At 52.0% G+C, this 23,267-nt stretch carries 18 protein-coding genes; 3 read left to right on the forward strand and 15 right to left on the reverse strand.

Annotation, left to right across the window (positions count from 1 at the left end; translation table 11 throughout):
* Positions 1-9 precede the first annotated feature (9 nt).
* Both M6D89_RS04035 and M6D89_RS04040 read right to left on the reverse strand, forming a co-directional pair.
* Positions 10-906: a hypothetical protein gene (locus tag M6D89_RS04035; protein WP_253966739.1), complete on the reverse strand. Its 897-nt coding sequence runs from the start codon at positions 904-906 to the stop codon at positions 10-12.
* A gap of 527 nt (positions 907-1,433) precedes the next feature.
* Positions 1,434-3,863, reverse strand: a complete 2,430-nt coding sequence (locus M6D89_RS04040; protein WP_253966740.1) for a glycoside hydrolase family 88 protein — start codon at positions 3,861-3,863, stop codon at positions 1,434-1,436.
* Between the two features lie 133 nt (positions 3,864-3,996).
* Here M6D89_RS04040 and M6D89_RS04045 point away from each other — a divergent pair, with 133 nt between their 5' ends.
* The gene (locus M6D89_RS04045) at positions 3,997-4,953 is read left to right on the forward strand and encodes a glycoside hydrolase family 43 protein (RefSeq protein WP_253966741.1); all 957 of its coding nucleotides are present in this window, start codon (positions 3,997-3,999) and stop codon (positions 4,951-4,953) included.
* Positions 4,954-5,107: 154 nt separating this feature from the next.
* Here the strand turns inward: M6D89_RS04045 and M6D89_RS04050 are convergent, their stop codons facing one another.
* From M6D89_RS04050 to M6D89_RS04060, 3 genes are read right to left on the reverse strand one after another with little or no spacing between them, the layout of a single operon-like run.
* A complete protein-coding gene (locus tag M6D89_RS04050; RefSeq protein WP_253966742.1) occupies positions 5,108-7,153 on the reverse strand; it encodes a TonB-dependent receptor in 2,046 nt (681 codons plus the stop codon).
* A gap of 45 nt (positions 7,154-7,198) precedes the next feature.
* Positions 7,199-8,749 (reverse strand): PepSY-associated TM helix domain-containing protein, encoded by a 1,551-nt coding sequence (locus tag M6D89_RS04055; protein ID WP_253966743.1) that lies wholly within the window; start codon positions 8,747-8,749, stop codon positions 7,199-7,201.
* A 3-nt stretch (positions 8,750-8,752) separates the two neighbouring features.
* A complete protein-coding gene (locus M6D89_RS04060) occupies positions 8,753-9,349 on the reverse strand; it encodes a hypothetical protein (protein WP_253966744.1) in 597 nt (198 codons plus the stop codon).
* Between the two features lie 95 nt (positions 9,350-9,444).
* On the opposite strand from M6D89_RS04060, the gene M6D89_RS04065 reads away from it, so the two are divergent.
* Positions 9,445-9,651, forward strand: coding sequence for a hypothetical protein (locus tag M6D89_RS04065; RefSeq protein WP_253966745.1), 207 nt, complete (start codon positions 9,445-9,447; stop codon positions 9,649-9,651).
* Between the two features lie 37 nt (positions 9,652-9,688).
* Here the strand turns inward: M6D89_RS04065 and M6D89_RS17445 are convergent, their stop codons facing one another.
* The 5 genes from M6D89_RS17445 to M6D89_RS04085 all read right to left on the reverse strand — a co-directional run bounded on the left by M6D89_RS17445 (position 9,689) and on the right by M6D89_RS04085 (position 15,905).
* Entirely contained in the window at positions 9,689-10,120 is a 432-nt protein-coding gene (locus tag M6D89_RS17445) for a DUF3325 family protein (protein WP_418930337.1), read from the reverse strand.
* On the reverse strand, positions 10,045-11,589 hold the full coding sequence (locus tag M6D89_RS04070) for a PepSY-associated TM helix domain-containing protein (protein WP_253966746.1): 1,545 nt from the start codon (positions 11,587-11,589) through the stop codon (positions 10,045-10,047). The genes M6D89_RS17445 and M6D89_RS04070 overlap by 76 nt, the downstream gene beginning before the upstream one ends.
* A gap of 44 nt (positions 11,590-11,633) precedes the next feature.
* On the reverse strand, positions 11,634-11,912 hold the full coding sequence (locus tag M6D89_RS04075) for a DUF3649 domain-containing protein (RefSeq protein ID WP_253966747.1): 279 nt from the start codon (positions 11,910-11,912) through the stop codon (positions 11,634-11,636).
* Positions 11,913-12,057: 145 nt separating this feature from the next.
* Positions 12,058-14,214, reverse strand: coding sequence for a TonB-dependent siderophore receptor (locus M6D89_RS04080; protein WP_253966748.1), 2,157 nt, complete (start codon positions 14,212-14,214; stop codon positions 12,058-12,060).
* 173 nt (positions 14,215-14,387) lie between these two features.
* Positions 14,388-15,905: a cellulase family glycosylhydrolase gene (locus M6D89_RS04085; RefSeq protein WP_253966749.1), complete on the reverse strand. Its 1,518-nt coding sequence runs from the start codon at positions 15,903-15,905 to the stop codon at positions 14,388-14,390.
* Between the two features lie 513 nt (positions 15,906-16,418).
* On the opposite strand from M6D89_RS04085, the gene M6D89_RS04090 reads away from it, so the two are divergent.
* Complete coding sequence (locus M6D89_RS04090) at positions 16,419-17,306, forward strand: cache domain-containing protein (RefSeq protein WP_253966750.1); 888 nt, start codon at positions 16,419-16,421, stop codon at positions 17,304-17,306.
* A 56-nt stretch (positions 17,307-17,362) separates the two neighbouring features.
* Here M6D89_RS04090 and M6D89_RS04095 read toward each other — a convergent pair whose 3' ends face one another.
* The 5 genes from M6D89_RS04095 to M6D89_RS04115 all read right to left on the reverse strand — a co-directional run bounded on the left by M6D89_RS04095 (position 17,363) and on the right by M6D89_RS04115 (position 23,179).
* The gene (locus M6D89_RS04095) at positions 17,363-20,350 is read right to left on the reverse strand and encodes a Tn3 family transposase (protein ID WP_253966751.1); all 2,988 of its coding nucleotides are present in this window, start codon (positions 20,348-20,350) and stop codon (positions 17,363-17,365) included.
* Positions 20,351-20,359: 9 nt separating this feature from the next.
* Positions 20,360-21,331, reverse strand: a complete 972-nt coding sequence (locus M6D89_RS04100; protein WP_253966752.1) for a site-specific integrase — start codon at positions 21,329-21,331, stop codon at positions 20,360-20,362.
* 17 nt (positions 21,332-21,348) lie between these two features.
* Entirely contained in the window at positions 21,349-21,783 is a 435-nt protein-coding gene (locus M6D89_RS04105) for a PIN domain-containing protein (RefSeq protein ID WP_253966753.1), read from the reverse strand.
* The gene (locus M6D89_RS04110) at positions 21,780-22,001 is read right to left on the reverse strand and encodes an AbrB/MazE/SpoVT family DNA-binding domain-containing protein (RefSeq protein ID WP_253966754.1); all 222 of its coding nucleotides are present in this window, start codon (positions 21,999-22,001) and stop codon (positions 21,780-21,782) included. The genes M6D89_RS04105 and M6D89_RS04110 overlap by 4 nt, the downstream gene beginning before the upstream one ends.
* Before the next feature lie 212 nt (positions 22,002-22,213).
* Positions 22,214-23,179: an arsenic resistance protein gene (locus M6D89_RS04115; RefSeq protein WP_253966755.1), complete on the reverse strand. Its 966-nt coding sequence runs from the start codon at positions 23,177-23,179 to the stop codon at positions 22,214-22,216.
* Positions 23,180-23,267 lie beyond the last annotated feature (88 nt).

The raw sequence follows: 23,267 nt of genomic DNA on the forward strand, positions 1-23,267 counted from the left end.
ATTACATCCTCATCCTTTTGGGGTTGCTTTTTGTGCACAAGCTTTTGTTTCGGCGGACTCAAGCTCCAGAAGAGTAGTGGTGGTATCCATTTTCTGGTGTAGATCGTCGGCAGCTCGGCGTATTTTTCGCTGGTAGTAGCGTCGCTCAGTGTTAATATCTTGTTTGTCAAGTTCCACAAGTAGGTTGTTAAAAGTATTAATCGTCTTGGCATACGTTTGGCTTTGAATGCGCATTTTCTCAAGCGTTTTCTTTAACGTAGCGATCCGGTTCTCGGTTTTTTGAATCTCTGTGTTATTATTTTTCACTCTCTGCAATATACGTAGGTAGGACGTCTTTGCCTCGGCCTGACGATTTTTCGCATTATCCAATTGTTTTTTAGAATGCCTTTGCGTTTCTCGAAGCGCTTTTAATGAGTTTTGATTTTTTCTTAATTTATCATTAAAACCTAAGATTTCGGCGCTGAAGTCGCAAAGAAAACCAAAGGGCCAAGAATTTTTTCGACAACTATTTAGTGCTGCTTGATACATTGCTATACTACGATAAATCTCATTGATTTCGACTTGAGTTTTTTGGGCTTTAGTCTTGGCATTGTTATATTCTCTTTCGTACCCTTCGGTTTCAGATTTTTTTTTCTTTAGTACATCGGATAACTCTTTTTCTTTTTTGTGCAGCTTGCCAGCGTCACGTTGTAAGGTTTCACTCTTTTCTTGTAGTGAACTATCTAGATCGTTGTAGCAAGATAAACGCCTATCTAGTTCTTGATTCACTTTTTTAGCGGAAACCTGCAAGTCCTTTATCGCTTTGATTTCGTCTGGTGTAAGGGAGTTCTCTGAAGAGAACGAACTGCAGGTAAATAGAGCAATTGTTACAAGCACGACCCATCGGTGGAAAAGCGAAAAACTCATAATTCTCCTTGTCGTACCAGCACAAACTCCAGTGCAATGAGATAGGTTAAGGCTATTTGAGTATCTTAACCAAAACTTAAAAGAATGAGGATTACAGGGAATTACACGAAGAGAGGCGGCGTTGAAATCCGCATTTATAAGCGTGACTATTAACTTGGCAATTCAGATCTTCGTCCTGAGCATCTTAATTGTCGTCCTGTAGAATCGGCGAAATTTGCGAAATCCCTAGATTTTACAGGGCTTGCGCTCGCCTTCGGCGCATCTTGTGTCGTTATTAATCCGACAATTATGGCTGGCGAGTTAATAGAAGGCTGTGAAAGCCCTTATCTGCGCAGGTTTGAAGCTGGATTTAGCGATCTGATGTGGGCTTTGAAGGTATGCCCGTCCATTAAAAAAACGGCCACGATGAGTGCAGATAACATCTGCAAGCTCCAAGGGGGTCGTTATATGTAAAGCTGATTGAAGCATGTGGCGGGAGGATGAAAGACAGCGCTGGCTCGGTACACAGGAGCCAACGCAGCCCGATATTAGTGGTCCACCGAATGTAGATCCAAACCCACAGTATCCAGATAATAATCGGTGTAGGTGTTGTACTGGCCGCGCGACCACAGCACTAACTTATGCTCGCCGTCGTTAACCACCAAGGGGCGGATATTGTGGCGATGATCGTCGAAGGATAAGCGCTGCCAATCGATGGAGGCAGTATCGTCCGCCGATTTTACCTGCGCGGTAAAAATCTGATGTTTGCCACCCAGGGCTTTGCCAGTGGTGGGGTCGACATCGGTGGAGATCACCACGCGCTGAGGATCAGCTGGATCCAGGGTAATTAAGCCGGTGTAACTGGCTTCGCGCTCGTACAAACGGCTGCCAGCGTGGGCCACTTCGCCATCTATCCATTTTTCGCCGTTCCACGATGCAATGCGGTAGCGCTGGTCGTCGTTACTCAGATACAACGAATAGGCGATATGTGGGTGACCCTGGCTGTCGATTTCCACGGCGCTGGTCCAGGCGCTGTTTTCTGCGCTTAACTCTACGCTGCGAAACCCGCCACCACCACCGGCAAAGATTTTTTCGGCCTCAGAGGGTTTTAGGGGGCCATCTTTTGCCAAGTTCTTAATGAACGTGCCGTCTACGTGGTAGAAGTTACCATCGCGAAATTCGGCGTAGTAAATACTGGTGCCGTAATCGCGTGGATGGGCATCGGTAAACGAAATACCAATGGTGTCTGCGCCATTGCTGGTGTAGCGCGCGTAAGGACGGTGACGGCCTTCAACTTCATTTTGAATAAAGTGCTGCTCTTCACCCCAGGTTTTGCCGTGGTCGGTGGAGACAACCATGGTGGGGTTCCAGTCAACGCCGCGATAGAAGTTGTACAGCTTGCCATCGCTAAGGGCAAACAGGTTCATGTAGGTGACAGAATCGTCGTAGGTTTTGGTTTTCTCGTCACCCCAGCTTAAATAATCGTCGCTATTGGATATGCGGTAGTAATGAATATTTTCAGTGCTGTGACGGGCATAGACGCTTAAAACACTGCCGTCTGGGCGGGCGTAGAAAACAGGGGAGTTATGATCGTCGCGATCAAATTGATTGTGCAGGGTGGTGCGGCCCAGCAGAGCGTTGCGCTCTAAATCGTAAACGCCCACGGCCGCGTCACCGCGACCGTTACCGGCAACCCCGCCCACCAGCAATTTGCCTTTGTGGACGATGGCGCGGGGGTCCTGAAACCAGCACCACCCGCTGTTGTACATAAAGGTGCGAACATCAGTTATCTTTTTTTTTACGCCTTCTTCTTCGGCCAGCAGCTTATACAGTTCGCTGCCCGCGGCCAGAAAGGCGCCAATGCCGTAAACCTCGGTGTAGTCGGGGAAGGAGTCGCCGGGCGCGGCGCCCACAGGTTGTACATGCCCCAGCAGCCCTTCATCGGTTACGGCGCCGGACAGTGCCTGCCAGGCACGCATAACGGCTGGTTGGTAGGTTTCGCGATCGAGAATGCCCTGGTTGATGCCCCATGCCAGACCAAAGGTAAAGAAAGAGGTGCCGCTGGTTTCAATAATCGGGTAACCGTCAATACCACCCAACAGGCCCATAGACCAGGTGCCGTCCTCGCGCTGAATCTCTAGCAGGCGGGCTGCCAATGCCTTGTATAAGTCGATATAAAAGTCACGACCTTCCCAGCTAGCGGGCAGGTCTGGAATCATTAATGCCAGACCGCCTAACACCCAACCGTTACCGCGTGACCAGAAAATGTCTTCGCCGTTTTTCTCGCTCTGGGTAAAGTAGCTGGAATCGCGCCAGAACAGGTGATCTTTTTCACTCCATAGCAGATCGTAGGTGGCGTGATATTCCCGGTCCATAAACTCCAGATATTTGGGGTCGCCGGTTACTTTAGACAGACGTGCCCATACGGGAGGGGCCATAAACAGTGCGTCGCTCCAGCCCCAGCGATCATGGGCGTGGGTGTCTTCGGCCAGCCAGTCCAGGGTACCGGTTTTGGGGTTTTCTAAAATCCAATCAAACTGTTCGCGAGTCGGCTCAAGCATGTCGGGGTCGCTAAAATCCTCGTACAGTGCCAGGTAGAACTGACCTACGGTATGGTCATCCGCGTGGTAGGGGCGCTGGTGCAGCTTCCAGTCGTTGCGCTCGCCGATCTCAAGCAGCCAGTCAGTGTATTTCTCGGGGTTGTCGGCTACTTTGCGCCACTGGTTCATACCCGCGTAAAGCGCACCATGGTGCCACTCAAGGTCGTGGTATTGCTCGCGATTCATCCAGTCCGGTGGAATAGTAGGCAGGGCACGATACTGACCTTGCTGGTCGAAAGTCTCTATTTGCCAGTCGGCGACTTTTTGGGTCAGCGCTTTGACAGACTTGGCCGAGGGAGTGGATGGCGTTTGCTGCGTCTGAGTGGGCGTACAAGCCGCTAAACAGAGCCATAAGACACAAGCAACGATTTTTCGCATGGCGTTAACCTTTTATTGATTCGTTATTATGGGGTATTACGGCGCCTGGCGGGTCGCAATACCCGTGTATTCGTATTATATTACTAAGGCAAAATACACATAACAATCTGGATAATATCAATAAGGGTAAAGTATGATCAGAGCCCTGGCTCGCCTGCTCACTGTAACCATCCTCTCCACTCTATTGGCCGCTTGCGCAAATAAACCTCAGCCGCAAACGGCTTATATATTTAGCTCCTTTCGTGACAATGGCGAAAGCGGTCTGCACCTGGCTTACAGCCGCGACGGCTATCGCTGGCAGCCCCTAAATCAGGACAAACCACTGTTAAAGTCCACCATCGGCCAGGGCTTGATGCGTGATCCCTGTATTATTCTGGGCCCCGATGGTCGCTACCATATGGTGTGGACCACCGGCTGGTGGGATAAGGGCATTGGCATCGCTCATTCGGATAATCTGATTGACTGGAGTGAGCCGGAGTTTGTGCCCGTCATGGCCCACGAACCCACTGCCCGCAATAGCTGGGCACCGGAAATCATATGGGATGATGAACGCGAGCAGTACGTTATTTACTGGGCCAGCACCATACCCGGCCGCTTTCCCGCTACCGAAGATACGGGCGACGATGGACTCAACCACCGCATTTATTACACCGCGACCAAAGACTTCAAAAACTACAGCGAGACCCAGCTGTTTTACCAGCCGGACTTTAACGTAATTGATTCAACCATCGTGAAGGACGGTGATGACTATGTGATGGTGTTAAAAGACGAAACCCGCCATCCGCCTGCCAAATATTTACAGGTTACGCGCAGTAACAGCCTGTACGGTCCCTGGCAAACACCCCTTGAGCCTTTTACCCCCAAAGACCTGTGGGTAGAGGGCCCCACAATACTGCGCCTGCCCGATAGCTGGTTGGTCTATTACGACGAGTACACCAGCAAAGCGTTTGGTGCGATGAAAACGCAGGATTTTATTCACTGGGAAGACGTAAGCGAGCAAATTCATATGCCCGAGGGCAGCCGCCATGGCACAGTGTTACAGCTGCCACTAAGCGAACTAGAAGCACTGCTTTGGTCAGAAACGGGCTAACGGGAAGTAACTTTTATCGGTTTTTAATCGTTAACCCTACACGGCCTGTCTTGACGATACAAAAACACAACTGACTAAAGAATAAGGCTAAGCAAAAAGCGGGGAATGGGAAGGCGATAGCGGGGCCCTCTTAACGATGGCCCCGCTGTAAAGCTTAAAAGGAGTAAGTAACCGAAGCCCCGGCATTGCGCGGGTCCACTATCGACTTATATCCATAGGGGTAGCGACCACTGACGGGCTCTTGCGACAACAGTGCCTCTTCGTCGGTGGCATTGTTAACAAAGGCTGTAATCAGCCAGTTACCCACTTCGTAGTTGGCGTTTAAGCGCAGCAGAGTGTAGTCACCGGCAACTCGCTCTTCGGTATTGGCAAAGTCACCAAAGTACTCACCCACATAGTTGGCCGTGGCGCCAATGCTAAAGCTGTCCGTCAGCCAGTACTTCGCGCCAATATTTGCGGTTACACCCGGCGCCGAATCAAGCTCGTTGCCGTTTACATCCGGGTAGTCTGCGCCAGCATCGGTAATTTCGGTTTCCAACAAGCCCAGGCCCGCACTCAGTTGCAGTGATTCTGTCACTGAAGCCAGCAATTCAACTTCCACACCATAGGTTTCTACCTCGTCCATATTGGTAATAAAGCGGCTGGAGCTGAGCGCCTGATAACCTTCGTACTGATTAAAAAATACGTTGGCGTTCAGGAACACCGTGTTATCCGCAAAGCTGCTTCGGCTACTGAACTCATAGGTCGTGACTTCTTCTTTATCAAAGTAGGAGTACTCTTGCGCGGTAAAGTTCAGTGCGCCACCTGGGCCGTTGTAACCTTCGCGGCCACCGAGGGCGATGGTGGTGTTTTCAGTGATGTCGTATTGCAGCACAAGCTTCGGCAGGAAGATGGATTCATCGGTATCCAGGGTGGAGTCGATGGGCGCATAGGTAAAATTACGCAATTGCGATTCTTTCTGATAACGACCACCTGCGATTACGCGAAAACGATCGGAAAGACCGATGGTCAGCTCACCGTACACAGCCTCAGAATCACTGCTGTCGTCACCAAAGTAGGGGAAGGCGCCTGAGCTCACCACGTCGTGATCACGCTCAAAGTAGGCCACACCCACAAAGCCGTTAAAACGTTCGTTGTTAAGACCAAAATTAAAGCGAACATCAAGATTCAGGTTGCTTTCATCAAACACCAATTGTTGCTCGGCCGCTGGGTCTGGCTCGTAGGAGTCAAAACCCCACTCGTAATCCATAGCCGCCAGCAGAACGTCGACCGACATAGACTCATTGATTTGGTAGTCAACGTCCAGACTGGTTGTGCTTACGTCTGTTTCAATATTGCGGAAGAAAATCCGGTTGTACTCACCGTTGTCCGTGTTTTCATAAAACACTCGCCCCGTATCGCCTTTTTCGTTATTGCTGGCATAGGTGAGGGTTGCCGCCAGATTGTCGATTGGCGTCCAGAGCAATTTGGCGCGGCCGCGCTGGGTTTTGATTTCGTTGAGGTCATAGTCCGGTGGGTTGGTGTCAAAGCCTTCCTCACCGGTAATGGTTTCTGCATCAAGGTTTTCAAAGCTCACGCGAAACGCGAGTTTGTCTTGCACAATGGGGCCGGAGAGCGCTACGGCGCTGTCAATGTACTGCTCTTCGTTGCGATATCCCAAACGCGCAGCGCCTTCCCATTCCTGAGTTGGCTGTTTGGTTTCAATATAAATAGACCCGGCAATGCTATTTTGACCATTGCTGGTCGATTGCGGACCGCGATAAACCTCAACCTGCTCAACCTCCCACATGCCCGAGTCGCCAGTAAAATCAGCCACAAATGGCTGTGCAACGCCGTCCACCAGGATCGACACACGGCCTTTGGCACCGCCGGAAATGGAGTTGAAACCGCCGGCAGAACCGTTACCGGAAACACCGCGAATATCTGGCACGGCGCCGGATTTCGTCACCACATTAGGTACATCAGAAATCGCATCGCGCAGATTAACGTGCTGCAAGCTGGTTAACTCTTCTTCAGAAATTACCGCAACCGATGATGTGGTTTCTTTTAGTGAGCGCGAAATTTTTTCGCCATTTACAATGATTTCTTCGACGTTTCTGGTTTTGCTTTTAGTGTCGGTATTGTCAGCCGCCATCGCGTTTACCGACAGTAAGCAGGCGCTAAAACAAATTACGGATTTTTTTAAGGCAAATACTTTCATGGTGTCCCCATCCCTCTGTTCTTTGAGTAATCAGCCTGGCGTCTGTTAATAATTCCAAACACCATCGCGGCCCATTAACGCCTGTCGGTTGCGCATCCAGCGCCAGGTGGCCATAAGCCCCAAAGCAATGACAAACGCAACCACCGACACGGCGAAGTTAATGGTGGCAAAACCCATCAGCCCGATGGCAGACAACGCCAGAACTAAAGTGATCAGAACCACCATTTGTTGCAGTGCCGCGCGCATGGGTGCCTGTACACAGGCCCACACCACACACAACACAAAACCGAAATAATAGGTGGCATGTTGCCACCACTGAATATCAAACTCGCTATGGGGCACCAACTTGACCGCCAGCAGCGATAGCGCCAAGCCCACCATCGAGCCCATGCATACGCCCACGGTAAGGCGCGCCAAGTTGCGCGTAGACTTTTTTTGCTCAACCGGGGTCTGCGGATCTTTCTGTCTGCGCCTGCGAGTTTCTATCCAGAGAATATTGCCCGTTAAAAACAACAGCGCCCCCGACAACCCCAAACCAAAATACACCCAGCGAATGGTGTTACCGCCAAAGCCACCAAAGTGCAGCGCAAAAAAGCCGTTAACCACCTTACTCATTACACCGGGTTGATTCGGCAGCATTGTGGTGTAGCCGGGAGTGGCCGTATAAGGGTCACTGCCCACATAGGCGTAATAGGGGCCGCGCACCCAATGGCCTGCCATATCTCCGGCAATAAACACACTGGCCCTTGGGGTGTTTAAGCCTCGATAGTTAACCAATGCGGGTTCAAATTCTGGCTCAAGTGCCTGGATGGATTCGGTCAACTGGGCAATGCTGGCGAGCTCTGCAAGTTCAGGTTGAGATTCGCGCGGCCTAGGCATTTCAAACATGGGAGTATCCTGGTACACCATTGCCCGCATTGAGTCGTACAAAATGTCGTGGTAGGCGAAGACAAAAGTGGTTAGCGCAATCACAATATGAAAGGGCAGTGCGGTAATGCCCAATACATTGTGAAAATCCACCCAGAATCGTTTGCGGTTTTTGCCTTTTCGTACGGTTAAAAAGTCTTTAAACCAGCTGGGTAAAAAGATGATCAAGCCAGACACAATTGCCACAAAATATAAAGCGGCAATCACACCCATAACGTAGGTACCCAGGTGATGATGGCCTATGGTGCCAGGTATACCCGCCGTTTGATGGATGTAATCAATGAACTCACCCACCGCCGAAATCGTCACCTGCTTAGTTAACAGATCACCCTCAGGCGATAAAGACGCATACCACTGGGTAACTTCGTGGGTGTCATGATTCTCGATGACCCAGCCGGCCGGCGCGTTCTGTTTGCCCGCAGCAGGCATATAAAGGGTTAAGCCGGCTTGAGCTTCGGGGTGCTGTGCCAGTACTTTTTGTGTCAGCTCGTCGTAGCGCTCTTTGGCAATAGGCGGCAGGGTAGTTTCAGACTGCAGCGCCCATTGGTTGAGAGGCTCTTTAAACATGGTAAAAGCGCCGGTCACAAAACAGACCAATAAGAATAAGCCGGCGACGATGCCCGCCCAGGTATGAATTTGGTTATAGACTTTAAAATGTTCAATACGCACGAATCACGCCCCCGATCTGGCAAGCCAGAGCAACGAATAAACCAGCGCATTCAAAGCCAATAACACAACAAAAGCGCGAGACAATTTACGAACAAAAAAGATTAGGCTGAAGGACAAAAACCACAGCGGTGTAATCATCCACATCACCATTTGCGATTTAACATCGTGAGTAACATCGCCCGGTCCCCACCAGGCCAAAAGCCCGCTTAACCCTACCGCCAGAGGGAACACCAAGAGAACGCAACCAAGGGTGCGCAGCCACCAATGAGGTTTATAGCTGGCTGAGTCAGCGTGCTTACTGACACCCGATTTACCCGCTTTAATGGTGTCTGGTGCTTTGGCGAATCGGGTCATAAACGGTAGCAACCCCAGGCAAAGCATTTGCGTGGTAAGCAGAGCAAAGCTCGCCGAAATCGCGCTGATATTCTGATGAAATAACCACCAGGCGGGTATAAGAAGAACAAGGCTTGTAAGCAAAGCCGGCCAAAAACCGGTTGGGCGTTTTGCCAACCATTGCTGGTTAGGACAGCCCAAATAAAACACGACGGCCGACATTAAGCAGCAGCTTAATGCCAAGGTGTTGGCAAACATAAGAGACATCTATAGCCCCAAGGCAGCGACAGATAATAAGAAAAGCGTAAGACCGTCCGTGGTTGGGGGCAGTAAATTGCCCTTCCTTAAAGAAAGGAATTGTAATGACTTCGATAATTATTATCAATAGCGAAGGAAGACAAAAACTTTTGTTCTCGGTAAGTGGGCGGGGGTGGGATTTGCAGATTAAGGCAGTGCATCCACGGAAAAGCGCGATTTTTCCTAAGGCTTACTTCCAGCCAGCCAAGAGCACGCCGGGACAGGCGGCACTTGGCTTTTGCGGGTTAAATGAGGTTCTGCGCACTGCCTAAGGCTCAGTTCCCGGGCGCGGCGGTTGTTCAGATTTCGCTAGCCGACATAAATACTCGTCAGGCAGGCCAGCCCAGCCCCAAGGGCAGCCATAACACACAGTGGCGCTAGCCATGGGGGCTTAGCATTCGCTAATGCAAGCGCAAAAAGTGCCGCGACGCTGGCGGCACCAGCGATTGTTGCCAAGCCAATGCCTAGCCCTTGCACAGTAATGGCAAGACTTGTGGCTGCCAGCAATAATGCCCAGGCTAAGGCTCGTAGCCAGACTGTTGCCAGGCGTACCTCGGCGTTAGTTTTTCGCAGGGTCCACCTGACTTTTTGGGTCGCCAAAGAAAATGCTGTAAATGCACTGACGTTAAGCAACACGATACCGATTACTGTAAGGCCAACTGCATTCACGCTTTTTCCCTCTTTACCGGTCGCGACGGCAACTGCACTTTGCCGACTTGCCGTGCAGCGGCCGTAAAACACAAGCCGAGGGTTAACAACGTAAACTCAACGCCCGCAAACACCCAATCACCCGAGCTTACGCTGTGCCACAGCGCTCTTTCGGTTGTGAGCGCCGTCAGCAGGGGCAAGGACAGATAGACACAGGCCGCTATCGCCAGCTGCTCTTGCCACACTCTGTGGCGCGGCCGTACACAGGCATAAGCGAGAGTTGCCAGCCAGGTTAAAAAGAAAATGTGTACCTCCCACTGGCCACGATTATCCATGGCCACCGGTAGCAGCCGGTTGGCCATAAAATAGGTGCCCACCGCCAAGGGAACGCCGACAATGGTCGCCGCATTTAACGTTTCTACTAAGCGCAACCCTTTGTGAGGCTTACTGTGTTTTGACTCGTTTTTCTGCCGACGCTTACTGGCCCAAAGAATTAAACCGGTGGCCACCATTCCCGTACCCATCAGGCCCGATAAAAAATAAATCCAGCGCACCAATGGCGATGCGAACAGGCCTTCGTGCAAGCCCAAAAACACATCGCGCACATGTTTAATCAGCGACGCATCGGCGGGGTCGACGTGCAGCAGTTCGCCACTGGCTCCGGCAAACACCAAGCGCTCGGCATTGGTACTGACCGTTGCGCTAATGCTTTCATAGAGGACAACTCGCGAGTCAGCATCGCTGGGGTTATGAATGTCCAAGGTTTGCACACGCCCGCGACCCCAGCGCTGTTCCGCCTGGGCAATAAATTCCTCCACCGGGCGCAGTACCGCATTTTCCCCGCGGGCATCAACCAAACCAGGAGGGTCAAAAACCTCGGCATAGAACTGGCGGCGCCCTTCATCCGGGTACTGGCTGTCGACGATATAGGGCATAAGCGAAAACCCCAAAAACAGCAGGCCGGAATAGGTAATCATTAGATGAAAGGGAAGGGCGAATACGCTTAAAAAGTTGTGCGCATCCAGCCAGGAGCGGCGGCCTTTTCCCAGACGCAAAGTAAAAAAATCAACGAAGATATTTTTATGAATAACGATGCCGGTAATTAACCCAACCATCATAAATAAGGTCGCGATGCCAATTAATTTATCGCTATGTTTGCGCGACAAATAATGTAGCCGCCAATGCATTTGATACAGCGTTTGGCCGCCGCCCGTGTCGCGAGGCGTTAGAATTTCGCCGGTGTGAGCATCAAACATCTCACTGCCGCTGGCCGAGCGTGCGCCGTCTTCAACCGAAGCGCCTTGCCAGAACACACTGGGGTAGGGCTGATTGCGATCGGCGGGCAGGCTTATGTACCAACGTGACGCTTTGGGGGCCTCTTGCTCCAAGGTTGCGACGATGGTCTTAGCCACGTGAGCCGTATCCACTGGACTTACCGGGGGCAGCTCAGGTTGCATCCAGCGATCAATTTCGGTGTCGAAGTAACCGGCTGTGCCGGTCACAAACATTAAATAAAGTATCCACCCCAAGGTTATTCCGGCCCAAGTGTGTAACCATGTCATGGACTCCCGAAAGCCACCCTTGCGACGCGATTTGTTTGGCTGATTCACAACGGGTACCCCCCGAGCAAATAGCCCAGCAAGAATAAAACCGCAGCAGGAATAAGCATCCCCAACCAGGCCCGCCGCTGAGTAGGTTGAGAAAGCGCCCACATCATGGCGACAATATAAAAGGCAAAGCTCAAAATATTTGCGAGCAGGGTGGCGTCGCTGCGCGTTAGGGGCAGGGCAACGGCAACAAAAATGCTGGCAACATTGGCCAGACAATAGCCCCCCACTAAAGCGGCAACAATAACAGAGGCTAAACGCCAGCCTTTATGCACCATAAAAATTTGCCCTTATAACACTGTGGCCCCATAAAATCGTACTTTATGGAAAGCCCGAAACACGATTGCAGAAATAAAAACAGCCGCACGCCGATAAGGCGCGCGGCTTTTCTTTTAAGACCTTCCCTGGTTTTGCCAATAAAGCTTAGAACTGATAGTTCACACTGGCAGTCACACTGCGCGGCTCACCGTACTCTAACTGGTTGTAGAAACCGATTTGACTGTAGTAGGTTTCATCCAACAGGTTTTTAGCATTAACCTGCAGCGATAACTTATCACTAAAGCGGTAGCGCGCCATTAGGCTGACCAGGCTGTAGGAATCTTGCTGCAACCGCTCAGAATCTTTACTAACCGGGTTGGTTGAATTGGTGTAGTTTTCACCCTGCCAATCCACACCGCCGGCCAGAGTAAAGCCGTCCAGTGCGCCGCCAAAACGATAGCTAGTGTACAGTTTTAACAGCTCTTTAGGTTGGCTGGTGTTAATCGCAGCGCCGGTGGCGTCTTCGGCGTCAAAGTTTGTGTAGCTGAAGCTTATATCCCATGCGTCTGTTAGCATACCCACAACTTCCAGCTCGTAGCCTTCACTCTCGGCGCCTTCGGCCGCGTAGTAGGCCTGGCTGTTTTCGATGCCCGGCACTTCGTAATTTCCATCCGGCTGCCCCAGGTTATCCTGCAAAATTTTGAATACAGAAACGGTGGTTTGCAAGGCGCCGCCAAAGAATAAACTTTTCAGGCCAAGCTCGGTGCTCTCGCCGGTAATTGGGTCTAGGAAATCGCCGTTGCGGTCCTGCAGGTTTTGCGACTCAAAAATCTCGGTATAGCTGGCGTAGACAGTGTGCTGATCGTTGAACTCATACAGCAAACCGGTGTAGGGAATAAACACATTGTCGTCGCCGTAATTAAGAGGGCTGCCATAGTAAAGCCCACTTTGCTCCCAGTCGGCTACGCGGCCGCCCAAAATTACTTTAAAAGGTTCGGTTATGCTCAGGCGAGTCGCACCGTAAATACCCAATTGCTCGGTGGTTAAATCAATATCGACGCCGCTGTCACCCCAAGTAGGCTGAGGGTAGCTGCCATCCCATTCGTTAAAATTACCCACATCGGCGACGTTACTACGCGCCCGCGAGCTGGAAAAATTATCCTCTTCGTGATCAACCACGCCAAAGGTCAAGTCATGTTGCTGACCCCACAGGCTGTATTCACCGCTCAACTGGAAGCTAATGCTGGTTTGCTCGCGGTCAGTCATTGCATTGCGCGGTGAGGCGCCCATGCCCAGGCCGGTTTCTTTATCTGGCGTGCCCGACAAATACAGCAAGCGTTGTTCTGAGGCGTTGGTGTTGTTGTTAACACTAAACTTGGCCGTCCAGGCGCCGAAGTCATGCACCAAGTCCAGGTACTGCTGCTCGACAGTAGATGACCAAGTGGTCCAGTCGGCAGCCACGGTTTTACTGCGATCCCATTCGGTACGCGAACCGTCGGCGTGCCAAGTAGGCAAGCCACCCCAGGTGGATGCCGTGGGTTCGTTATCCTGCCGACTGGCGCCCACACGCAGCAGGGTGTTATCGGTCAGGTCAAAGTCCATAGTGGCGTAAAACACCGATGTTTCTTCTTCGGCGAGATCGCGAAAGCTGTCTCCTTGCTCGTACTGAGCCACAACACGAGCGCGGATTGACCCGCTTGAGTTAAGAGGGGTAGAGACGTCGCCCATAGCGCCGTAGGTATTCCAGCTGCCGCCAGATGCCTGTACTGTTCCCGTCAATTCACGGCTGTCGGCGTGTTTGCGAACCAAATTGATGGAGGCTGAAGGGTTACCGGCACCGGTCAACAGGCCGGTAGCACCGCGCACAATTTCCACCCGTTCATATAGCGCTGTGCTGGACTGGGTTTCACCGGCATTACCGCCGCCTTCCCAATAGATAGGAATACCGTCCACTTGGTAGTTATTGATACTAAAGCCGCGAGCAGAAAAGCTATAGCGGGTGCTGTCCTGGGCTTTGGCCGATACACCCGGTGCACTAAGGACAACATCGGTAAGCGAGTCCAAATCTTGGTCCGCAAGGCGCTGAGCGGTCATTACGCTGACCGACTGAGGGGTTTCGTACAGGGTTAACCCCAGGCCGGTGGCACTGTTTAAGCGTTCGTTAGTGGTGTACCCAGTTACCACCATTTCTTCAATGCCTGCCGAATTTTCTGGCTTCTCGCCCTCAGTCTGGCCGCGCGCCACCGCACTGATGGCCGCTGACAGCGCCAATAGCGCAAAGGTGCAGCCGTGTTTAACGGCATTAGTAGTGTGCCTAGACATAGAATCCCCCAAGGATAGGTGTCAAATATTGCTGCAATCCTAATGATAATAGTTGTTATTTGCAACTTAATTCGGTTTTGTTATAGGGATTCAGGTTCTCGAATTAACGATTGGCAGGATAATAGAAGGTATGAAATAGGAGCGGGCAGCATGGCTGCCCGCGTTTAGCCTGACTATTCGTCTGCACTGGTGATGGCATCGATCAAATCCGGCTCGATCTCGGCGCCGCTGTAGCGGTCAAACAGCGCAAAACCACCGTTACCGGCGTAGCCATTATCCCAGTAGACCGGCACCATCTCGTGGTCGACCGCAGACTGGGTGATGTACTCGTTCCAGTAATTCCGGTAAATCTCGTGATCCGACACATTCTGGCGAGAAATAACCCCGTACTCACCCAGGATTACACCAATACCCTGATCCACAAAGTTGGTCTGCATGCGGCTGAACTGATAATCCACATAGGATTCGTTAGCCCAGGTTTCAGTCACATTCGGGTCAGTGGCAATCGAGCCCCACTGGGTAATGTTACTGCTCTGATTAAGGGTGAAGTTATAGGGATCGTAGTAGTGCACCTCCATCAACAAGCGATCCGTCGCCGGGTCTGTGGGAATCTCGGCAAAATTGATCGTGTGATCAATATTGGTGTTAAAACCCTGCACCACGATATAACGGTCGGCGTTGTTACCACCGGTTGCCCGCACCGTATCCACAAACGTCTGGTTAAAGCTGTTTTGCACGGTGTAATACTCTTCGGTGGGAGTACCGTAATCCCCATCAACCATAACTTCGTTGGTACCGGCAAACAGCAGGCGATCATCGTAGCCCTCGAAATGGGTGGCGATTTGCTCCCACATGATGGCCAGGCGATTATTCACATATTCCTGCTGGGCGTAAGTCGGCTGCATCCAACCTTCGTCCCAGTGGATGTTCATAATCACGTAAAGGTCGGCATTAAGCGCATAGTTTACGACTTCCTCGACCCGATTCATCCAGCTTTGCTCAATCACAAAGTTTTCCGCATCCGAGAACTTACTCCAGGCCACGGGCACGCGAATGGTTTTAAAGCCCGCATCGGCCACCGAGTCGATCAGCGCTTGAGTCGTTTCGGGGTTGCCCCAGGCGGTTTCGCCACCGATGGCATCCAGGGTATTCCCCAGATTCCAGCCCACACCCATCTCATCGGTCAGCTCGACCGCTGTGGGTTCATCGCCCGCAGAGGACGAGGAAGAGCTGGATGATGAACTGCTCACCGATGAAACCGAAGAAACGCTGGAGCTACTAGAAGAAGATGAGCTGCTGGACGATGAGCTGCCTGCGCAGACATCGCCCGTAACATTGGGCACATCGACACCGTTTGCAGCATTCACCTGCATACCGAAAGTCACCGTTTGACCGGGCTGAATACTGCCATTCCAACTCATGTTGGATGCCGTATAGGGATTGGTGCCGCTGGTATTGGCATTCCAAACATTTACCAGCGAGTCATCCTGGTAATTCCACTGCACATTCCAGCCGTTAATAGGCGCGCTGCCGGTATTGGTAATCTCAATATTCGCCGTGGCACCACTGCCCCAATCGTTGGTGACAATGTACTCACAAGAGGCTGTCTGAGCGTGGGCAAGGGGTAGGGCACTAAGGCCAGTGCCTAACAGGGCAAAGGCGCTGAGCGTTTTCATTTTGGGTAATCTCATGGGCGTTGTCTCCTTATATCCATTATTTGTGACGGTCACCTCATCACAAGCAGTTGCTTGTGTTGCATCAGCGGTATTCTGCACGCCTCGTTATTCAGCTCTGTCACGGTGCTCGCTAGGGCGCTGAACTTAGGGTCATACAAAACGACCGGTCTAGGAGTATATCCACAGCCAGATTTTAAATATAAAAAGATTTGCGAGTGTGATCACAAAATGAGGAGCCAGTGATCAAGTTTTTCGTCTAAATCAACCGTGAAATCTTATGAAAATAACGCGTACTTTCACGTTAACGATAACCCCGGAGGGCGACGGTTAACGATCTTCAAAAGTCTTTATCCGCCAATTTTTAAGAGCAAAAACCGGCTATTCAGGGCGCACTTGAAGCCCCCAATGCTTGCGACGTTTGCCTTGTACGCTGGTGCGAGAGCGATTATTCATCGTAATAACTTGGCATCTATGTTCGCTAAGAACTATAGTGGTTTAAACGTAACGGCCCTAAAAGGACTCCTAGCCGTGACACCCCAAACACCCCCCAAGCGAGGCTTGCGTTTTTCTATACGCTCGCTGGTGGTCAGTATCGTTGCGGTTACCATTGTGCTTACCGCTATTCTGGCCATCGGTTTGCAGTACTATTTCACCCGCGACATGGCCATAGACGCCGCACGCGATAGGTATCAATTAGCCGCCGAAAATACCGCCAGTTATATTGAAAGCGAAGAAAGCCGAGGCATGCAGCTGACCGAGCTTCTGGCACGCTACCCGTCTTTAATGGATACCGAAAATCAAAGCGTCAGCATGAGGGACCTGTTTGCCGAGGTGATGCTAAACCGGCCGATTTTCTACAGCATTTACATCGGCTTCCCCAATGGCGATTTTTACGAGGTGATTAATCTGGATAATGGCCCAGGGGTTCGGGAAGGGGTAGGGGCGGATGACACCGATCGCTGGGCGGTTAACCGTGTGCGCCAAATCAATGGTATCAGGCAGCGGGAGCTGTACTTTTACGACAGTGAATTTTCCCTAAAGCACCAACGTACCGAGCCCACCAGCTACGATGTTCGCGAGCGCCAATGGTTTATTCATGCCAAACACGACCGGGCCACTCGCTCAGAGCCCTATTTATTTCAATATACGCAACATGCGGGTAAGACCTTTTCAGTGAAAATACCGAAGAGTGAGGCGGTGCTCGCCATCGATGTTACTTTGGATGCCTTTTCGAATTATTTACGCCAGACCAATCTTGGCGACAGCAGCGAAGTTTATGTTTACACCCAGTCGGGTCAGATCATAGCCTCTAGCCAATTAAAAGAAACCTCTACCGAATTGCCTGCTGTCACACCGTTAACCCTAAGCGGTGAAGAAAGGCGCTACCTTGACTCCTTGGGGAGGTCCGGCCGGTAAAACTGTAAAACTCAGCCACTAGCCTCGTAAGCGATTGATTCAAAAGCATTTTCCCGTCATTCGATCTCCAGCTCGAAAGCCATTGGTTTGAATTTCTTGGACAAATCAATTTCGAAGCTGCCCAGTCTACCAAGGTGCTCTGCGTGGTATGGCGAGAAGCTGGCCATGTGCTCTCGGGTAATACTGTGCCCTTCCGCCTTCAACTGGTTAAAGACCTCCGTCATTGCATTCACGTTGTAAAGAATCGCAACATTGGCAAGCAAGTGATTGTATTTCACGATCTTGCTCTGCTCATGCCTGAGGTTCGCGCTAATCTTCCCACCGTTGGCAAAAAACAACCAGCGCGCAAATTCGTTGAACTCTTCACTCTTACATGTGGCGGCCTGAATCGTCCTCCGCAGGTCAAGGTCGGTAACATAGTCCAGCAAAAACATGGTTCTGACGACCCTTCCCAGTTCCCGAAATGCAAAGTACAGCTTATTCTTGCGGTTTTTGGTGCCAAATCGTCGGAGAATGGTCGATGCGGTGATTTTCCCCGTTTTTACCGACATGGCGGTCCTCATCATATCGGGGTAATGAGTCTGAATGAGCTCCCACCGGATGGGATCACTGAATAGCGACTGGATATGCTGTAGTACCAGTCCCCTTTCTGGCTTGTAGAACGTTAGGTCTTTGATGTTGCGGATGCGAGGCATCAGTTTAATGCCCAGCAGGTAGGCCAACCCGAACACCGGCGTTGACTGCGCCTGAGTGTCGCCGTGCACGGTATCCGGGTTGAAGTCGGATTCATCGTTCAAGAGACCATCGAGAATGTAGATGGCCTCGTAAACACCGCACGGAATGAACCGGCTGAATAATGCTATATAGGTATCGGAGACATGGTAGTAAGCGATACCACCGTAACTGCCGTATCGCAGATGGTATTCGGACAGCAGATTGTCTTCATACAGATCCCAAAGCTTGCCGTCTGCGGAAACGCTGTTACCTGAGCCCCAACACTCAATTAGGCCGTATTTCTTGTAAGCGTTGTTGACCTTGGCGATGGCCTTATCGAGGCGCTCTTCGGTTGTTCTTTTGAGACTGATCCAGGCGATCTGTTTGCGGGAAATGCCTTTGACTGACCGGGCCGTTTCTGTCGGGCCGATGTTGGTTCCGTAACAGAACAACGTCAGTACGAAGCGTAAAAAAGGGTCGTCGATACGTGAATCAAAGCCGGATAGCGGACCGAATTGGTGATTCAAATTAAGCCATTTTTCCACGGTGATGGCGAGATCAAGCAGGTTAATCTTCTCCAAGCGATCTTTAAGCAAGGCAGCGATGGCTTCAATTTCGGGCGGCGGATCATCGATTTTGGCTTTACCAATAACAAGCTTCCCATTTTCAATACGAACCAGTTCGTCATCAGGAAAACGCTGATCGGCTTTCTGACAAGAGTCTGTCATGGCGGTTTTCAGTGCTTGTGAGAAGGCGGAAGCCCCCGCGACCAGACCGACCTGCTCGCAGTACGGTTCTAACCCGGCTTCGTACTCTTCCCATGTGATCATTTGCTCTCGATAGTCGTCGAAGGTTTCGCTGTAAGGGATGAACAAGTCGCCCGTGCTCAGCTCCTCCGCGATTCGCTCGAATACGCATAGTTCGAAGCACAGTTTATTGACATGGGTAACAGCTGCAGATTTCGTGGACTTTCCGGTTACCAGCTTCCACCACTTGTCGCGAATCCACCGGATGTTCAGCACGTTCTTACTTGAGGGTGAATCGGGGTCACTTAGAATGCACAGGGTTTCAGTGCGGCGCTTTTTGTGCTTGAGGATAAATCGGAAAGCCTTGAGAAGGTCTTTATCTTCGGTGGCCGACGCAAGGTTTAGTATCTCGATCGTACGAAACAACGTGGCTCGCTGCTTCTTGTACAGCGGCACCATGAAAGGCAGGTAGTTGTTGCCAGCATAGGCCATATACTGTTCGCACATTTGTAAGATCAGCTTGCTGTCCTTGCCCAACACAGGATCAAACGCGGTTACTGTTTCCGGCTTGTCCAGATATATTTGGACGGTACCGGACAGTATAGCTATGAGCCGATCCGTCTGCTTTTGGTGATGAGCCAGATACTGCTCTAGCTTCTTTTCCGCCGTGCGATCCATCTTCTGAAGGAGCTTGATGACGATCTCAGCGGCCTTGTCCAGGGTTTGGGCATACTGATGACGAATCAGCACGATCATCAGGGCCGTGCGTTTGCTCGCCTTGAGTTTCATCAGCTCAGCGTGGTCGAGAGCCTTGGCTTCATTGATGAATTGCCGGTGCTTGACAGGTGGCAACCCCAGATCCACGGGTAAGCTATTTTGCAGGGACGTCAGCCATTCCAGATAGGTGATGTAGGCCTGAATATTTCGAGGCGTAGGCCGTTTGGGCTCGTTTTTCAGAGTGTTCCAGCCAAAACCACTCGCACCACCAGCAGATCGGAGCATTTGGCCGATGAGCTGGCGACCTCCGGCCGTCAGATAGCCGCAGAGCTGATCATAGTACCTGTTATTGACTTCTCGGCGCGCCGATTGGCATAAGCGGTCGAGAGCGCTAAAGGCGGGCAGCTCGTACTTCTCCTTGACTAGGTACTCCAGGGTGACATTGATGATATCGGCCAATGCCTCTTTGCTTGCCGCCGCCTCCAGCGCCCAGCCCCGCACCAGAGCACCCGTTGTTTCGCTATCGAAAGGTCGAATCTTCAGGTACTGGCGAATGAATTTGACGTGCCGAATTTTCGCGCCGGAGGCGAAATAAGTCTGCAGTTCCTTACGAGATGTTCGGGAACGACTGTGAGCTCTGATGTGGTTGACGATAACGTCTGGTACCTCGCCCAGTGTGGCAAAGCGCCCCAGCCTTTGAACCAGCTTAAGCTGCACCAGTAATCCGAGATACGAGGCGCTGGTGCGTTTACAGTGACGTTGGGCGAAGCGAAGCTCGGTATCTGTCGGCGTGTACACATCGTCGAGCTCGTGCGGCGAAAGGTCTTTTTTAAGGCGCGGGTACGCGGTGTGGTAGATGGCTACCATGGCAAGTGCTTATTTTGTCTCGGGTGGGTTAGAGGGGCCACCGCAAGCCTCGGCTTCGTTAGGCCCATGTCCAATCCGAAGGTGGGCGAACGGATCAGGTGCATCGATGTAGCGCATTGCGGAATGAACGTCTCGCCATCCCACATACTCCATCAAAGACTTCGTGTCCCAGCGCTGGTCATTGGCCCAGCTCGCAAACCCTCGGCGCAAAGAGTGGCTACTGAAAGCGTCTGAGCCCTCTATGCCTGCCGCTTGGCAACAGGATCTGACGATGGTGATGATACTGTTCGGGTGCAGAGCTTCACTCGCAAGTTGGCCCCAACGGTTAATGGCCCGAAATACCGGGCCTTGCTTGATCTGTGCCGCGTTAGTCCATTCCAAATAGGCTTCTACAGGACACAGTTGCCTGAGGGCCGGCGCTTTGAAGTAACGCCCTTGCCCGGAGCGGTCACTTTTGGTGCGAGGCAGGTAAATCTCCATGCCCGAGCCAGGCTCCACCTGGATATGCTCCGTATTGAGCCGCGCCAACTCGTCACTTCGAAAGGCCCGCCAAAAACCGATCAGCATAAGTGCTTTGTTGCGAAGCGGTTGCAATGGCAATCGGTGTGCATCTTGTCGAGCAATCTGCTGGTCCAGGTGCGATACGATGGCCGTCAACTGCACCAACTGGAGGGGTCTGGCCCGCTTTTCTGGGGCCGGGTGCAGTTCGGCAATGCCCTTGAGCACCTTTTTAACATGCGGTGCTTTAGTCGGATCGGGAAAACCTTGCTCAAGGTGCCAGGCCGCCAGCCCCGCCAGTCGCTGGCGCAGGGTATTTATCGAGTGAGTGCGGGCGTGGTCCACCAGGTAACGCGCAACACTATCGGCCGTGGCGGGCAGAAACCCGCCCCATTGGTCCTCAAAGTGCTGGACGGCGGCTTGGTATGCCTTGCGGGTATTGGCGCGGGTAGCCGCATGAATGTACTGGTCAATGCTGCTCATGCCGACCTTTTATCGAATTATGGACTGAGCGTCCCCGGTATCTCCCGGGCCGCGACATCGAAGGTGTAAACGCCTTTTAGCGCCTGGCGCCACTGCTGTGCTTGGTGCTTGGCCTTGTTCACAATAAGTGCGTCTGGAAAGTCAGCGCTTTTTTTCTTGCCGCCGACCCTCACCGGCTGCGCCTTTTTATAGTCATTCAGAGCACGCCACACGGTCTGCCCATCCTCAAAGACAATGTTCGGCTCTTCAAACAGCGCATTGATCACGCCAGCAATGGCCTCCCGCTCCAGCCTGTAGCGTTTGCCAGCAAGAACCCATATCGTCTCCACCAGCACGACATCCATCACTAATACGGGCATAACCCCCGTAATCAGTGATGCGGCCTTTCGCGACTGGCCTTGCTCGTCCTGCAGCAGGTAGCGAAGCAGAACGTTGGTGTCGATCGCGATCATGCATTGATACTGCTTTGCCGGGAGGCGTCTTCGCTCACCCGGGTATCCGGGTCAACGCCCTTGAGAATACCGCGCGCGGCCCCGGAAACCTTCTTAATGATGGTGATATGGCCGTCGTTGTCCACGAAGCACTCGTATTCATCACCTGGTTCGATGCCCGCTAGCCGACATTGATCCACAGGTAGCGTGATTTGCCGCTTTGAGCTTACTTTTGGCATAGAATACCTCTTTAAGTTGTGCCATTCTAAAGGATACCAATGCCTTTACAATTAATCAATTCGTAAAGAATTTCTGCTGGCGAGAGGCTGGAACCAGCTTTGCTCAAATCACCGTCGCCCGGCATTCCGGCAACTCGAATCCCCGGAAAGAGCCGGTCTCTCGATTCACGGCCAAGCGGCCCACTATGAGGAGGCCGTTTTTTTAACAGGGGCTATTGGCCAGAAGCGTCCTTAATCAGGTAACGCGGCACCCAACGCAAATAAGCCACCATGCCAAATAACTCCACCAGCGATTGAAAAACGATCACCACCACGGCGGCGCTCCAGACCTCTGGCAGTGACAATGCCAGTGGCAGCATGACAAAGGAGTTTCGGGTGCCGAGACTGAAGGTAAGGGTACGGCCAGCGGCGGGTGTGAGCGCGAATAGCTCACTCAACCCCTTGCCGATAAAGGCGGCAAGAAGCAAGTAAAGCGCAAAGGCCGCGAGCGTCGACCAAAGAAAGGTGCTGTTGTCTATCACCAGGCTGACCTGGGAGCCGGCAATCAGAAACACCACCAGTGCCAGCAGTGGGACGGGAAGCCATCCCAGCCATCCTACAAGCCTTTGCACCCGCAGATGTCGTCCCGACAGTCGCTCGGTCACCCAGGCCAAGATCAGTGGTGTGACAATCAATCCGAAGAACGCCGGCAGCAAGTGGCTGCCAGCGGCCAGCTCAATGGCCAAGTCGCCCATGAATAGCCAGATATACACGGGCAGCAAAATAAGCTGGACAATCAGCAGGACCGGTGCGGCCGCAATGGCCCGGGCGCCGTCCCCACCACCGAGGTGAGTAAAGCTGATGAACCAGTCGGTACAGGGTACCAATAGTACCAGCAGCACGCCGAGGCGAATGGCCGGTTCATCCGGCAATAGCAGCAAGAGAGCGCCGACGATCACCGGTATCAGAACAAAATTGCCAGTCAACAATGCGGCCAGGAAACGGCGATCGCGAAACGCCGATGTGAGGTGGATCAAAGGCACCTGGGTGAAGGTGGAATAGAGGAGAATCCCCAGGACTGGCCAAAGCAATAATTCCCAATCGCTGGTATGTCCTGGTGACTTCCAGCCGATGGCCATGCCGGCCAGAATGGCAACCAGATAAATCCAGACTTGATACTGTTCCAGTTTTTCTCGCATTTAAAAAGGTTTCCGTAATAATGCTTAAACTTGGCCACTGATTTTCGAGGAAGAGATACTCGTGGATCAATCCTGGCATCTGTCTGTG

Origin of the sequence: Gilvimarinus xylanilyticus, from assembly GCF_024195295.1 — a bacterium.
Lineage (GTDB): Bacteria > Pseudomonadota > Gammaproteobacteria > Pseudomonadales > Cellvibrionaceae > Gilvimarinus > Gilvimarinus xylanilyticus.

Bases quoted from the DNA above. Each gene is read 5' to 3' on its own strand.
- M6D89_RS04080 (WP_253966748.1), bottom strand. From the start codon at position 14,214: ATGTCTAGGCACACTACTAATGCCGTTAAACACGGCTGCACCTTTGCG.
- M6D89_RS04105 (WP_253966753.1), bottom strand. From the start codon at position 21,783: ATGATCGCGATCGACACCAACGTTCTGCTTCGCTACCTGCTGCAGGAC.
- M6D89_RS04075 (WP_253966747.1), bottom strand. From the start codon at position 11,912: ATGGTGCATAAAGGCTGGCGTTTAGCCTCTGTTATTGTTGCCGCTTTA.
- M6D89_RS04110 (WP_253966754.1), bottom strand. From the start codon at position 22,001: ATGCCAAAAGTAAGCTCAAAGCGGCAAATCACGCTACCTGTGGATCAA.
- M6D89_RS04085 (WP_253966749.1), bottom strand. From the start codon at position 15,905: ATGAGATTACCCAAAATGAAAACGCTCAGCGCCTTTGCCCTGTTAGGC.
- M6D89_RS04045 (WP_253966741.1), top strand. From the start codon at position 3,997: ATGATCAGAGCCCTGGCTCGCCTGCTCACTGTAACCATCCTCTCCACT.
- M6D89_RS04060 (WP_253966744.1), bottom strand. From the start codon at position 9,349: ATGTCTCTTATGTTTGCCAACACCTTGGCATTAAGCTGCTGCTTAATG.
- M6D89_RS04065 (WP_253966745.1), top strand. From the start codon at position 9,445: ATGACTTCGATAATTATTATCAATAGCGAAGGAAGACAAAAACTTTTG.
- M6D89_RS04115 (WP_253966755.1), bottom strand. From the start codon at position 23,179: ATGCGAGAAAAACTGGAACAGTATCAAGTCTGGATTTATCTGGTTGCC.
- M6D89_RS04100 (WP_253966752.1), bottom strand. From the start codon at position 21,331: ATGAGCAGCATTGACCAGTACATTCATGCGGCTACCCGCGCCAATACC.
- M6D89_RS04050 (WP_253966742.1), bottom strand. From the start codon at position 7,153: ATGAAAGTATTTGCCTTAAAAAAATCCGTAATTTGTTTTAGCGCCTGC.
- M6D89_RS04095 (WP_253966751.1), bottom strand. From the start codon at position 20,350: ATGGTAGCCATCTACCACACCGCGTACCCGCGCCTTAAAAAAGACCTT.
- M6D89_RS04070 (WP_253966746.1), bottom strand. From the start codon at position 11,589: ATGACATGGTTACACACTTGGGCCGGAATAACCTTGGGGTGGATACTT.
- M6D89_RS04040 (WP_253966740.1), bottom strand. From the start codon at position 3,863: ATGCGAAAAATCGTTGCTTGTGTCTTATGGCTCTGTTTAGCGGCTTGT.
- M6D89_RS04035 (WP_253966739.1), bottom strand. From the start codon at position 906: ATGAGTTTTTCGCTTTTCCACCGATGGGTCGTGCTTGTAACAATTGCT.